This is a genomic window from Streptomyces sp. NPDC041713, assembly GCF_055591085.1.
Map to the genome: position 1 here is coordinate 808,003 of NZ_JBVIZY010000001.1, position 12,526 is coordinate 820,528.

The window sequence follows — 12,526 nt, forward strand, 5'->3', positions numbered from 1 at the left end:
GCATGAATCGACGTGTCATCGCCGCTGGTTGTATCGCCATGAGTCTCGGACTGACCGCCACGGCGTGCGGTGGGGATGACGGCGACGACGGCGGTCAGGCCACCGACGGCAAGGGCAAGACCCTCACCGTATGGATCATGGAGGGGACCAACCCCGACGCGCGCCCGTTCTTCAAGGAGGCCGGGAAGGCCTTCGAGAAGAAGACCGGCGCGAAGATCCACGTCGAGTACCAGCAGTGGGCCACCGCCCAGAAGAAGTTCACCACCGCCATCGAGGGCGGCGCGGACCAGGTGCCCGACGTGGCCGAGGTCGGCACCACCTGGGTGCCCCAGTTCGCCGAGACCGACGCGCTCGTCGACGTCACCGACAAGGTCAAGGAGTCCGGCCTCGGCAACGACCTGGTCGAGGGACTCAAGGACGCCGGCACGCTCGACGGCAAGCAGTACGGCATGCCCTGGTACGCGGGCGTCCGCTCGATCGTCTACCGCAAGGACATCTTCGAGAAGCACGACCTCAAGCCCCCGACCACCTGGAAGGAGCTCCAGGCGACCGCCAAGGCGCTCAAGGCGAAGGAGCCGAAGATGGTCTCCTTCCCGGTGGCGGGCGGCGCGGAGATGTTCGCGACCCCCTTCATCTGGGGCGCGGGCGGTGAGCTCGCCACCGAGTCCGGCGGCAAGTGGAAGTCCGGCGTCAACTCGCCCGAGGCCATCAAGGGCATCGAGTACTACACGGGCCTCGCCACCAAGGACAAGGTCTCCCCGGCCAAGGTCAACACCTGGACGGAGAAGGAGGTCGGCGACGCCTGGAACAAGGGCGAGATCGCCATGGCCATCGGCGGCAACTGGACCCCGAAGGCCATCGTCGACAACAACCCCGACCTCAAGGGCAAGCTCGGCGCCGTCCCCATTCCGGGTGAGAACGGCGGCATGAGCAAGTCCTTCCTCGGCGGCTCCTACCTGTCCACCTTCGACACGGACAAGAAGGACCTCGCCTGGGAGTTCGTGAAGATGCTGACCACCGGCGAGTTCGCCGCCAAGTGGGCCGAGCAGACCAACTACTTCCCCGGTCAGAACTCCGAGCTGAAGAAGATCGAGGCGAAGAAGGACCCGCTGGTCGAGCCGTTCGCCAAACAGATGCTGGAGGCCGGCGCGACGGTCCCCAAGACCAAGTCGTACGGCGAGATCCAGGCCTCGAAGGTCATCCCCGGCATGATCCAGTCGATCCTCACCGGCAAGTCGTCCGTGAAGGAAGCGGCGGACAAGGCGGCCAAGGACATGGACGCCATCTTCGCCAAGGACGAGTAGTACAGGGCGAGTTCCGCAACTCGAAGGACTTACCGTGAAAGACACGCTCGTCAGCGGGGAGCCGAAGATCCCGGCTCCCCGCGGCCCCCGGCAGCCCGACGTCGCGGCCGAGGCGGCCCGTCGCCGCAAGAAGCTCGTCACCCTCACCCGCCCCTGGCTGCTCCTCGCCCCCGCCCTCGTGGTCCTCGTGGGCCTGCTGCTCTGGCCGCTGATCCAGGTCGGCAAGCTCTCCCTGCAGGACTACAAGGTCAAGTTCGGCGGCGGTGTCGGCACGTACACCGGCTTCGACCACTACAGCGACCTGCTCTCCAGCGGTCTGCTCTGGAAGACGGTCCTGCCCAACACCGTCTTCTTCGCCGTTGCCTGCGTCGGACTCACCGTCGCCCTCGGCACCCTGGTGGCCCTGCTGCTCAACCGCCTCGGCCCGACCTGGCGGATGATCTGCTCCATCGCGATCCTCGCCGCGTGGGCCATGCCGGCGGTCACCGGCACCTACGTCTGGATCTGGCTCTTCCAGCCGCAGGACGGCATGGCCAGCCAGATCGCGGGATCGATCGGCCTGATCGACCCCGAGACCACCAACTGGTTCACCGAGCGCGGCCCGTTCTACGCCATCGCCACGCTCAACGTCGTCCACCACGGCTTCCCCTTCGTCGCCATCACCGTCCTCGCGGGACTCATGACGATCCCCAAGGAGCTGTACGAGGCGGGGGAGTTGGACGGTGCGGGCGCCTGGCAGCGGTTCTGGAACATCACCGTGCCGACGATCAAGCCGGTCTTCCTCGTGGTGACCATCCTCTCCACCATCTGGGACTTCAAGGTCTTCACCCAGGTGTATCTGCAACCCGGCGGCGACGGCTCCAACGAGGACGTCTACAACCTCGGCGTCTTCTCCTACATCCAGGCCTTCGCCAAGAACGACTACGGCACGGGCGCCGCGGCCGCGGTCCTGCTGACCGTGCTGCTCCTGATCATCACCGTCGTCTACATCCGCACGCTGTTCCGGCAGGGGGAGGAGGACCTGTGACCCGCCGCACCACGCTCGCCTCGCGCATCGGACTGCCGGCCGCGGTCGCCGGACTCCTGCTCTTCACGCTCTTCCCCGTCTACTGGATGATCTCCACGGCGCTCGACCCGAAGGCCGCCCTTCGCGGCTCGGACCTGCTGCCGAGCGGTCTCAGCCTGGAACACTTCGAATTCGTCTTCGACAAGGGCAACTTCGGCACGTACCTGCTGAACTCCGCGCTCGTCGGCCTCGCCACGATCGTCGCGGCGGCGCTGCTCTCGCTCTTCGCGGCCATCGCGGTGGCGCGGTTCAAGTTCCGCTTCCGCACCTCCGTGCTGATCATGATCCTGATCGTGCAGATGGTGCCGCTCGAAGCCCTGGTCATCCCGCTCTTCATCCAGATGCGGGACTACGACCTGCTCAACTCGCTGCTTGGCCTGAGCATCGTCTACATCGCGCTCTCGCTGCCCTTCGCGATCTGGACGCTGCGCGGCTTCGTCGCGACCGTGCCCAAGGAGGTCGAGGAGGCCGCCTACATCGACGGGGCGTCCTGGCCGCGGATGTTCTGGTCGGTGCTGCTCCCGCTGGTCGCGCCGGGGCTCGTGGCGACCTCGATCTTCGCCTTCATCACGGCGTGGAACGAGTTCGTCTTCGCGTACACCTTCATGAAGGGCAGCGACAAGTACACGGCCGCCGTGGGCATCTACCAGTTCTTCGGCGAGAACTCGACGGCCTGGGGCCCGGTCATGGCCAGCTCCACGCTGGTCACCGTGCCGGTGATGATCTTCTTCGTGATCGTGCACCGGAAGCTCGGCTCGGGCCTCGCGGCGGGCGCGGTCAAGGGCTGACGGCCGGCCGGCGGGTGTGCGGGGTCACGGCACTTTGTACGTCTCCCCGTACACCTTCCAGGTCAGCGGCGTGTCCAGGGCCAGATTGCCGTCGTCGAGGAACCTGCGCTGCGCCGTGTCCACGCGGGAGGTGTCGCGGTGCGCCGCCTCCCGTTTCATCGCGGCGCGGCGGACGTCCAGGAAGGCGTCGAGGTACGCCTTCTCGCCGCCGCCCCGGGACGGCGGATCCGCCCGCTTCACGGCCGCCTCGCGCAGGCCCTGGAAGGAGCGGGGTCCGGGGCCGGGGCCGTGCATGACCATCGCGTCGTAGTAGATGAACTGGCCGAGCGAGCCGAGCCCGTCGCGCTCGGCCCTGCGCACCGCCGGGTCGAAGTAGCCGCGGTCGCGTGCCCGCTCCTGGGCCCTGCGGAACGCGGGCTTCACCGCCTCCGCCTTCCAGGCCGCGGTGAAGCCGGCGCCCAGGCCCTTGTGCGAGTCGCTGCCGTCCACCTCACGCAGGGCGGGCAGATAGCGCGCGAGGGCGTTGTGCGGATGGGCCTCGGTGTACCGCTCGACGAGGGTCAGCAGGTCGTGCGTGCCGCTGCAGAAGCCGATGAGCCCCGCCGTGTAGCCGCGGCCGTCGTCGATGTCCTCGATGTAGCCGTACTGGCCGCGCCAGTCCAGCGTCGAGTTCTCCGCGCTCGACACCAGCTGCTGCGCGAGGTCCTTCTTCGCGGGCGCGGCGAGTCCGGGATCCCGCCCGCCGTTCCGCGCGTCGCTCCGGTCCGGGGCGCCGCCCGCGAGGCAGGCGGCCGTGGCGGCGAGCGGGACTACGGCGAGCAGGAGGAGACCGGCGCGTTTCATCCGGCCAAGATTACGTGGACACGACCTGCGGGACGCCCGGTGGCTCCCACCCGGCGACGGCCTGCGGGCCCCACTCTATTGACTAAAAGTCAATTCGGCGCCAGTCTCTGGTCCCGGACCCGGTCGTGCGGCCGGCCCAGGGAGGCGACGTGGACACCGAGACACGGCAGCGACGCGAGCGACTCGCCGCGGAGCTGCGCGACCAACCACCGGAATCCTTCGGGCAGTTGACGCCCGATCAGCTCGCGACGCTGGCCGACGCGCTGGAGCGGCAGCGCGAGAGCCGCGCCGCGGGACTGAACGGGGCCGCCGAGGAGGCACTCAAACTCGTGCCCGCCCTGGCCCGCGGCCCCGTCCGCCGGATTCTCTTCCGATAGCCGAGTGGAGCGAGGAGTCAGCATGGACAAGCTGCGCGGCAGGGCCGAGAGCCTGAAGATCGCCCACCTGCTCGACGTCGAACCGGACACGCTCGCCTTCCTTCAGGGCCTGCCCGTCGAGGACGTACGCCGCTTCCGCACCCAGAGCGTCGCCGCGCTCTTCGACCGGGCGCCCGACATGCTCGACCGGATCGCGGCCGCCACCAAGCTCGTGCCGGCCGGCGTCGCGGCCGCCATCTCGCAGAAGGCGCTCGGCCCGCGCCTGGCCGCCGCCGTCGCGGGACGGCTCGAACCCGCCCGCGCCGCCGACATCATCGAGAAACTGCCGGTCTCCTTCACCGCCGAGTCCTGCGGCCACCTCGACCCGCGCCGCATCGAGGGCATCGTCGGCCGCCTCGACGAGGACCTGGTCGTCCGCATCGCCGTGACCCTCGCCGAACGCGGCGACCACCTCACGATGGGCCGCTTCGTCGGCCATCTGCCCGACGCCGCGCTGCGCCGCATCCTGCCCTCGGTCGACGACGCCGCCGTCCTGAAGACGGGCTTCGCCATCGACCGGCCCGAACGGCTCGGCCACCTCATCGACCTGATGGGCCCCGACCGGCTCGCGGCGGTCATCGGCTCGGCGGCCGCGGACGGCCTGTGGCCCGAGGCGCTGGCCGTCGCCGGCATGGTGACGGGGGAGCAGCGCGGCCGCATCGCCTCGCTCGCCGCCGGACAGCCGCAGCACCGGCTCGACTCCCTGGTCGCCACGGTCGCGGAGCAGGACCTGTGGGAGTCCCTGCTGCCCCTGGTCGCGCTGCTCGACGAGGAGGAGCGCCGCGCGGTGGCCGAACTGCCCTCGCTGCGGGACGCGGACGTGCTCGCCGGGATCGTGCGCGCGGTGGTGGTCACCGGGCTGTGGGCGGAGTTCCTGCCGCTGGTCGAGGTGTTGCCGCCACAGTCCCGCACGGTCGTCGCCGGCGCGGCGGGGGCGCTGCCGGAGGCCGACCTGGACGCGCTCGCCCGGGAGGTCGACAAGCAGGACCTGTGGGAACTGGTCATGCCGCTGGTCGAGTTGATGGACGACGACGCGAAGACGCGGATCTTCGCGCTGCCGGCCTTCCAGGAGCAGGGGGGTGGGGGCGAGGGCGGGGCGTCAGTGGCTCGTCCCTGACCGGTGGGCCCCCGCGGGCCGGTCACCCCGTCGTCGACCCGCCGTCCACGGTGAACTCCGCGCCCGTCACGTACGACGAGGCGTCCGACGCGAGGAACAGCACCAGCTCGCCGACCTCCTCCGGGCGGCCCATCCTGCCGAGCGGCAGGTGCGACCAGTCCCGCCCGGCGGAGGCCGCGGAGATCATCGGGGTGTCGATCGCCCCCGGATGCACGGAGTTGACCCGCACCCGGTACCGCGCCAGGTCGAGCGCGGCGGAGCGGGTCAGGCCGCGCAGCCCGAACTTCGTCGAGCCGTACGCCGCGTGGCCCGGGATGCCGACGAGGCCCGCCGTCGACGACACGTTCACGATCGAGCCGCCGCCCGCCTCCTTGAACGCGGGCAGCACCGCCTGGATGCCCAGGAACGGTCCGAGCAGATTGACCCGGACCAGCGCCTCGAAGTTCTCGTACGTCTCGTCCTCCACGGACGCCGTGCGCCACAGCGCGGCATTGTTGACCAGGGCGTCCAGCCGGCCGAAGGCGTCGAGCGCGCCCGCCACGGCCGAGGCCCAGCTCCGCGCGTCGGTGACGTCATGGCGTACGAACACCCCCTGGCCGCCCAGGGATCCGGCGACCTCCCGGCCCTCCTCCTCGCGTACGTCCGTGACCACGACCCGGGCCCCCGCGGCCGCGAACAGCCGCGCCTCCGCCGCGCCTTGGCCGCGTCCCGCACCCGTGATGAGGACGGTTCGGCCGTCCAGACCGTAGGAGATCCTTCGCGTGTCCCCGGAATCCATGTCACCCTCCATGCATGCCGAATCGGCATGTGTCTAGCAGCCATATGGGCAAGCCGGAAGGGGCGGGACGAAGCGATGGGACCTGCGATCAGTCTGCGCAAGGTGGAGGACTCGGCGCCCGCGCTGGTCGACCTCTACAAGAGCGCCGGGGTCTCCCTGCGCAAACACGGTCTCGAAGGGGCGCGGGCGGCGGTCTACCTCGTCGTCGACTACTCCGGTTCCATGCGGGAGTACTACAAGGACGGCAGCGTCCAGGCCCTCGCCGACCGGGTGCTCGGGCTCTCCGCGCACCTGGACGACGACGGGGTCGTGCCCACCGTCTTCTTCTCCACGGACATCGACGCGGTGACGGACATCGCGCTGGACAACCACCGCGGCCGGATCGACGCGATCGTGGCCGGGCTCGGACACATGGGCAAGACCAGCTACCACCTGGCGATGGACGCGGTCATCGACCACTACGTGGACAGCGGCTCCCGCGCGCCCGCCCTCGTCGTCTTCCAGACCGACGGCGGCCCCATCAACAAGCTCGCCGCCGAGCGCTATCTGTGCAAGGCGGCCAAGCTGCCGCTGTTCTGGCAGTTCATCGGGTTCGGCGACCCGAGGAGCAAGCAGTTCGACTACCTCCGCAAGCTCGACGAACTCGCCGTCCCCGCCAAGCGCCCGGTCGACAACGCGGGCTTCTTCCACGCCGGGCACGACCCGCTGGCGCTGCCGGACGACCAGCTCTACGACCGGCTCGTGGGGGAGTTCCCGGCGTGGCTCGCGGCGGCGCGGGCGGGCGGGATCGTGCCCCGAGTGGAATAGGGGCCCTAATCGACCATGCGCTGGCGCAGCTTCACGATGGTGCCCGCGTCGAGGCCGAGCCCCTTGGACAGATAGCCCGTGAAGCCGCCGTACCGCCGCGTCGCCTCGTCGAGCGCCGTGCCGAGGTAGTCGGTGCGGACCTCCTGCAGCGGGATGATCAGGTCCGGGTTCTCCATCAGCCCACCCTGCTTGAGCGCCGCCCGCAGCTGCGCGTCGTACGCGGCCCGGTAGGTGTTGGACGCCAGGTAGTCGTCGACGGCCGTCCGCTCCGGCACGCCGACGAGCCGCAGCAGCAGATACGTCGTCCAGCCGGTGCGGTCCTTGCCCGCGGTGCAGTGGTAGAGCAGCGGCGTGCGGCTGTTCGCGACGGAGCGCAGGGTGGCCGCGAACTGGGCGCGGTTGGCGGAGTCGGTGACGAAGGTGCGGTAGACCTCCCGCATGAACGCGGCCGCCTTGCCGTTGCCCAGCATCTCCTCCTGCTTGACCGGGTCCTTGGAGCCGATGGCGGTGAGGAGCTGGGCGAACAGGCCGTTGTCCGTGACCGGCCGGGAGACCGCGGCGACCCCGGCGGGCAGCCGGTCCGCCCCGTCGTACTGCACCTCGGCGGGCACCCGGAAGTCGACGACCGTCTTCACCCCGAGCCCGGCGACCGTGCCGAGGTCGGCGTCGGTGAGCTTGTTGAGGGCATCGGCACGGAAGACCCGCCCGTAGGCGACCCGCTCCCCGTCGTACGTCCGGTACCCGCCCACGTCACGCGCGTTGACCGCGCCCTGGAGCGGAATCTGGTGAACGGTCCCGGCGACGCGCGACGCGACCCGCGCGGCGGCTCCGGCGGGCGCGACGCCCTCACCGGGCACGGCGGCCCCTGCGGGCCCGGCCCAGAGGGGCAGGGTGCCCAGGACGAGAGCGGAGACCACGAGTCCGGTGGCGGTACGGGTACGGGGGCGCGTACGGGAGCGAGGGCAGGGACGAGAGATGCGCATCGGTTCGCCTTTCATCGGACCAACCAAGCGATTGTTTGGTAGAAGGTAGCGAGGCGCCCGTACGGGAGGAAGGGCCGCGCACGAGAAGCTGACGAAAAGTCAGTAATGTAGAGCGGAGGGTGGGCCTGAGTGCGGTGCTCGCCCGGCGCCGCCGGGCTGGGCGGGCGCTGGCGAGCCTGGGAACGGGGCCGGGGCAGGGCCCGGGAACAAGGCGGTCCGCGGGCGTGTTAAGGTTATGCGTTGCAGTTTTGGTACCCATGAACTTTATGTGCGTCTGACGGGAATGCTCCGAGGGCGCAAAATTGTTTTTCCGGTTCTCTCCGGTATATGGGGGTCATTGCAGCGCTGGAGATTCGCAATTCGGTGTTTCTCCATTCACTGCCCCTGTTGAGGAGATTGACATGGCAACCGGCACCGTTAAGTGGTTCAACTCGGAAAAGGGCTTCGGCTTCATCGAGCAGGACGGCGGCGGCCCCGACGTCTTCGCCCACTACTCGAACATCGCGTCCTCCGGCTTCCGTGAGCTCCTGGAGGGCCAGAAGGTCTCCTTCGAGGTCACCCAGGGCCAGAAGGGCCTGCAGGCCGAGAACATCGTTCCTGCCTGATCGCCGCAGCGCGCGTACCTCACAGCCGAGGCCCGCACCGGAAGGTGCGGGCCTCGGCTTGCGCTGTCATCGGGCCCGACCGGGCCCAGAGCCGTTCCGGCTCAGAGGTCCGGAAGTCCAGCGACCAGGAAGGCATCACTGAATGAACCGCCCCGAACGTCCGGCGCGCCCCGCCCGCAAGCGCCCCGCCACCGCAGGTGGAAAGGGCCGGCCCAACGGTCAGGCGAAGGGTTCCGCGCATTCTTCGCATTCCGCGAAGAAGTCCGGCGGCCGCAAGCCGAAGCCGGTCCAGGGCGGCGAGTTCGCACTGCCCGAGAGCAGCACGCCCGCCCTGCCGTCGGTCGAGGCCTTCGGTGACCTGGACATGCCCGAGGCCCTCCTGAAGACGCTGGCCGCCCAGGGCGTGACCGAGCCCTTCCCGATCCAGGCGGCCACCCTCCCCAACTCCCTCGCCGGGCGCGACATCCTCGGCCGTGGACGCACCGGCTCCGGCAAGACCCTCGCCTTCGGCCTCGCCCTGCTTGCCCGTACGGCAGGACACCGCGCCGAGCCGAAGTCGCCGCTCGCCATGGTCCTGGTCCCCACGCGCGAGCTCGCCCAGCAGGTGACGGACGCGCTCACCCCGTACGCGACCTCGGTGAACCTCCGCATGGCCACGGTCGTCGGCGGCATGTCGATCACCCGGCAGTCCGGGACGCTGCGCCGCGGCGCCGAGGTCCTGGTCGCCACCCCCGGCCGCCTCAAGGACCTCATCGAGCGCGGCGACTGCGACCTCTCCCGGGTGCGCGTCACCGTCCTCGACGAGGCCGACCAGATGGCCGACATGGGCTTCATGCCGCAGGTCACGGCGCTGCTCAAGCAGGTCGAGCAGGGCGGCCAGACCATGCTGTTCTCGGCGACGCTCGACAAGAACATCGACCGCCTGGTCCGGATGTTCCTGACCGACCCCGTCGTACACTCCGTCGACCCCTCCGCGGGCGCGGTCACGACGATGGAGCACCACGTCCTCTACGTCGCCGACGAGACGGACAAGAAGGCCGTCGCCATGCGGATCGCCGCCCGCGAGGGCCGCGTCATCATGTTCCTGGACACCAAGCGGGCGGTGGACCGCTTCACCAAGCGGCTGCTCGCCAACGGTGTACGGGCCTCCGGCCTGCACGGCGGCCGCTCGCAGCCGCAGCGCAACCGCACGCTGGACCAGTTCAAGACCGGCCAGGTCACCGCGTTGATCGCGACGAACGTGGCGGCGCGCGGCATCCACGTCGACGACCTCGACCTGGTCGTCAACGTCGACCCGCCGAGCGACCACAAGGACTACCTGCACCGCGGCGGCCGCACCGCCCGCGCCGGCGAGTCCGGCAGCGTGGTCACCCTCGTACTCCCCGACGAGAAGCGCGACATGACGCGGCTGATGTCCGACGCGGAGATCCGCCCGAACACGGCACGCGTCTCCTCCTCGGACGAGGAGCTGACCCGGATCACCGGGGCGCGGGAGCCCTCGGGCATCCCCGTGGTCATCGAGGTGCCGCAGCCGCAGCAGCAGCCCGCCGCACGGAGCGGCGCGCAGCGCCGCCGCCGCCCTCGCGGCGCCGGAGCGGCCACCGCGGGAAGCCAGGGGGGCCAGCGCACGGTCCCCCGCCAGGGCCAGACGAGGACCGGTTCCACCGGAGCCAATGCCGGCGCCACCGGCAACGGCAACGGCCGCCGCCGCAACCGAGCCGGCGGCGGCTCCCAGGGCGGCCGCCGCTCCGCAGCCTGACCGCCGGCACCCACGGCGTGAGCCACGCGAGCCCCCACGCCCCCGCACCCGCGTACGAGACGGGAGGGGACGTGGGGGTATGTGTGCACGGAGCACCGAGCGCGCTGTAGCAAACTTGTCCGCGAGGCGTGGCGAACAGTGGATGGCGAGTACGCACATACCCCCGCGGCCCCGCACCCAAGAACCGAACCCAAGGCGCAGACGCCACGCCCCCGCGGCCCCGCACTCACCACCGAACCCCAGGCGCAGACATCGCGAAGGAGCCCGCACGATGACACCGGAGCGCGAACGCGTCGACCTGCCCCTTCTCGACGACGACCGCACCGCACTCCGCGCCGACTGCGCCAACTGCTTCGGCCTGTGCTGCGTGGCCCTCACCTTCGCCAAGTCCTCGGACTTCCCCGTGGACAAGGACGCGGGCAAGCCTTGCACCAACCTCCAGGCGGACTTCCGCTGCGGCATCCACCGCGACCTGCGGGACCAGGGCTACCGGGGCTGCACGGTGTACGACTGCTTCGGGGCGGGCCAGCACGTCTCGCAGGTCACCTTCGAGGGCCGCGACTGGCGCCAGGACCCGGCCACGGCACGCCAGATGTTCGCGGCGCTCCCGATCATGCGGCAGCTCCACGAACTGCTCTGGTACGTGACCGACGCGCTAGCCCGCCCGCAGACCCGCCCGATCCACGCCGATCTGAAGCGTGCCCTCGCCGCGACGGAGCGGCTGACCCGGGGCACCCCGGAGGCCGTCGTCGTGACGGACGTGGCGGCCCACCGCGACGAGGTCAATCAACTCCTCCTGCGCGCCAGTGAATTCGTCCGGGCCGAGCACCTGAGCCAAGCCAAGACCAAGGACAACCACAACCGCACCCGCACCCGCAACGGCAAGGGCGCGAAGAAGAACCGCAGAGGCGCCGACCTCATCGGCGCCCGCCTCACCGGCGCCGACCTCAGGGGCGCGGACCTGCGCGGCGCCTACCTCATCGGCGCCGACCTGCGCGACGCGGACCTGCGGGGAGCCGACCTGATCGGCGTGGACTTCCGCGACGCGGACCTGCGCGGCGCCGACCTCACCGACGCGCTCTTCCTCACCCAGTCACAGGTGAACGCGGCCCGGGGCGACGACCGCACCAAGCTGTCCGACACCCTCGACCGCCCCGCCCACTGGTCGGCCGACTGACCCCGGCGCCTGCTAGGTCTGTTGTTCGGAGAGGTTGGTGCCGCGGCTGCGGGTGCGTCCGTCCGATTAGTGATCACTGATGCCATGTGGGACCGGAGCAAGCCGTTGATGCCGGCCGATCCGGTCCGCGGCTGCTGGTCAAGCGTGTCTGCTCCGGCCGTCCGGTCGCCCGGGGCGCTGCCGAGATGGGCATCTCGCGGGCGACCGCTCATAAATGGGTCCGGCGTTGGCGAGCCTAGGGCGAGCCGGGTCTGGACGACCGCTCCAGCAGGAGTTGCCGACACCGCACCGCAACGCGGCCGCGATGGAGGCCCGCGTCTGTGACCTGCGCCAGTCCCGCAAGCTGGGACCGGAACGGATCGGCCCTGTCCACGGTCTGGGATGGCACGGCGTTGAGAGGAACCAGTCGGCATCAGCACCGACTTCCTGGAGGTCGGTGCTGATACGGCCGCGCGCTGGGCTTTGCCTCCCCATGGCTGAGTGAATAGATTCCGCTTACCTGCGACGGCTACTGTCTGCCGTTGGCTTATGCACATTGCAACGCGCAGTATCGGGGGGCACGCGGCTGTGGGAGACCTGGGCAAGGACTCGGAGTCGATAGCGAAGGCGGCGCCTCTACTGCGCAAGGCGCCGCACCACCTCGCAAAGCCGCTGCATGATTTCAAGGCGGCCTCGCACGACCTGTCGGCGCTGGGCGCGCTCGGCGCGCTCATGAGTGCGACCGACGACGTGCGCGAGGGCATGGAGACGCTCGCCGAGGTCGCGGAGGACCTCGTCGACGAATGGCACGGCGAGGCGAAGCTGATGACTGACCTCTCCGAGGCGTTCGACGTTCTCGACGTGCTGCTCGAAGCCGCCGCACGCGGCAAGAAGCAGGGCTGAG

13 protein-coding genes and 1 pseudogene are annotated in these 12,526 nt (G+C 70.2%); 11 read left to right on the forward strand and 3 right to left on the reverse strand.

Annotated features, from left to right (window positions below; translation table 11 throughout):
• Nucleotides 1-38: 38 nt before the first annotated feature.
• From ACZ6CV_RS03500 to ACZ6CV_RS03510, 3 genes are all read left to right on the forward strand, one after another.
• Nucleotides 39-1,304, forward strand: coding sequence for a sugar ABC transporter substrate-binding protein (locus ACZ6CV_RS03500; RefSeq protein WP_469249271.1), 1,266 nt, complete (start codon nucleotides 39-41; stop codon nucleotides 1,302-1,304).
• A 67-nt stretch (nucleotides 1,305-1,371) separates the two neighbouring features.
• Entirely contained in the window at nucleotides 1,372-2,331 is a 960-nt protein-coding gene (locus tag ACZ6CV_RS03505) for a carbohydrate ABC transporter permease (RefSeq protein WP_469249611.1), read from the forward strand.
• The gene (locus tag ACZ6CV_RS03510; RefSeq protein ID WP_362377079.1) at nucleotides 2,328-3,158 is read left to right on the forward strand and encodes a carbohydrate ABC transporter permease; all 831 of its coding nucleotides are present in this window, start codon (nucleotides 2,328-2,330) and stop codon (nucleotides 3,156-3,158) included. Before ACZ6CV_RS03505 ends, ACZ6CV_RS03510 begins: the two co-directional genes overlap by 4 nt.
• Nucleotides 3,159-3,182: 24 nt before the next feature.
• On the opposite strand, the gene ACZ6CV_RS03515 is transcribed toward ACZ6CV_RS03510, so the two are convergent.
• Nucleotides 3,183-4,001, reverse strand: coding sequence for a chitosanase (locus tag ACZ6CV_RS03515; protein ID WP_469249272.1), 819 nt, complete (start codon nucleotides 3,999-4,001; stop codon nucleotides 3,183-3,185).
• Nucleotides 4,002-4,150: 149 nt separating this feature from the next.
• Between ACZ6CV_RS03515 and ACZ6CV_RS03520 the strand changes: the two genes are divergently transcribed.
• Nucleotides 4,151-4,378, forward strand: a complete 228-nt coding sequence (locus tag ACZ6CV_RS03520) for a hypothetical protein (RefSeq protein ID WP_469249273.1) — start codon at nucleotides 4,151-4,153, stop codon at nucleotides 4,376-4,378.
• Between the two features lie 22 nt (nucleotides 4,379-4,400).
• A complete protein-coding gene (locus ACZ6CV_RS03525) occupies nucleotides 4,401-5,534 on the forward strand; it encodes a hypothetical protein (protein ID WP_469249274.1) in 1,134 nt (377 codons plus the stop codon).
• Nucleotides 5,535-5,556: 22 nt separating this feature from the next.
• Here ACZ6CV_RS03525 and ACZ6CV_RS03530 read toward each other — a convergent pair whose 3' ends face one another.
• Nucleotides 5,557-6,312: an SDR family NAD(P)-dependent oxidoreductase gene (locus tag ACZ6CV_RS03530; RefSeq protein WP_469249275.1), complete on the reverse strand. Its 756-nt coding sequence runs from the start codon at nucleotides 6,310-6,312 to the stop codon at nucleotides 5,557-5,559.
• A gap of 75 nt (nucleotides 6,313-6,387) precedes the next feature.
• Here ACZ6CV_RS03530 and ACZ6CV_RS03535 point away from each other — a divergent pair, with 75 nt between their 5' ends.
• Nucleotides 6,388-7,119 carry a VWA domain-containing protein gene (locus tag ACZ6CV_RS03535; protein WP_362377085.1) on the forward strand — a complete coding sequence of 244 codons (732 nt, stop codon included), beginning with the start codon at nucleotides 6,388-6,390 and terminating at the stop codon, nucleotides 7,117-7,119.
• A 5-nt stretch (nucleotides 7,120-7,124) separates the two neighbouring features.
• On the opposite strand, the gene ACZ6CV_RS03540 is transcribed toward ACZ6CV_RS03535, so the two are convergent.
• The gene (locus ACZ6CV_RS03540; RefSeq protein WP_469249276.1) at nucleotides 7,125-8,102 is read right to left on the reverse strand and encodes a tyrosine-protein phosphatase; all 978 of its coding nucleotides are present in this window, start codon (nucleotides 8,100-8,102) and stop codon (nucleotides 7,125-7,127) included.
• A 401-nt stretch (nucleotides 8,103-8,503) separates the two neighbouring features.
• Here ACZ6CV_RS03540 and ACZ6CV_RS03545 point away from each other — a divergent pair, with 401 nt between their 5' ends.
• The 5 genes and pseudogenes from ACZ6CV_RS03545 to ACZ6CV_RS03565 all read left to right on the forward strand — a co-directional run bounded on the left by ACZ6CV_RS03545 (nucleotide 8,504) and on the right by ACZ6CV_RS03565 (nucleotide 12,525).
• The gene (locus ACZ6CV_RS03545; RefSeq protein WP_030362889.1) at nucleotides 8,504-8,707 is read left to right on the forward strand and encodes a cold-shock protein; all 204 of its coding nucleotides are present in this window, start codon (nucleotides 8,504-8,506) and stop codon (nucleotides 8,705-8,707) included.
• 142 nt (nucleotides 8,708-8,849) lie between these two features.
• Nucleotides 8,850-10,466, forward strand: coding sequence for a DEAD/DEAH box helicase (locus tag ACZ6CV_RS03550; RefSeq protein ID WP_469249277.1), 1,617 nt, complete (start codon nucleotides 8,850-8,852; stop codon nucleotides 10,464-10,466).
• Between the two features lie 271 nt (nucleotides 10,467-10,737).
• Entirely contained in the window at nucleotides 10,738-11,643 is a 906-nt protein-coding gene (locus tag ACZ6CV_RS03555) for a pentapeptide repeat-containing protein (protein ID WP_469249278.1), read from the forward strand.
• Between the two features lie 86 nt (nucleotides 11,644-11,729).
• Nucleotides 11,730-12,043 (forward strand): annotated as a pseudogene (locus ACZ6CV_RS03560) (helix-turn-helix domain-containing protein); the annotation flags it as partial.
• 167 nt (nucleotides 12,044-12,210) lie between these two features.
• Nucleotides 12,211-12,525 (forward strand): hypothetical protein, encoded by a 315-nt coding sequence (locus ACZ6CV_RS03565; protein ID WP_469249279.1) that lies wholly within the window; start codon nucleotides 12,211-12,213, stop codon nucleotides 12,523-12,525.
• The last annotated feature ends 1 nt before the right edge of the window (nucleotide 12,526 follow it).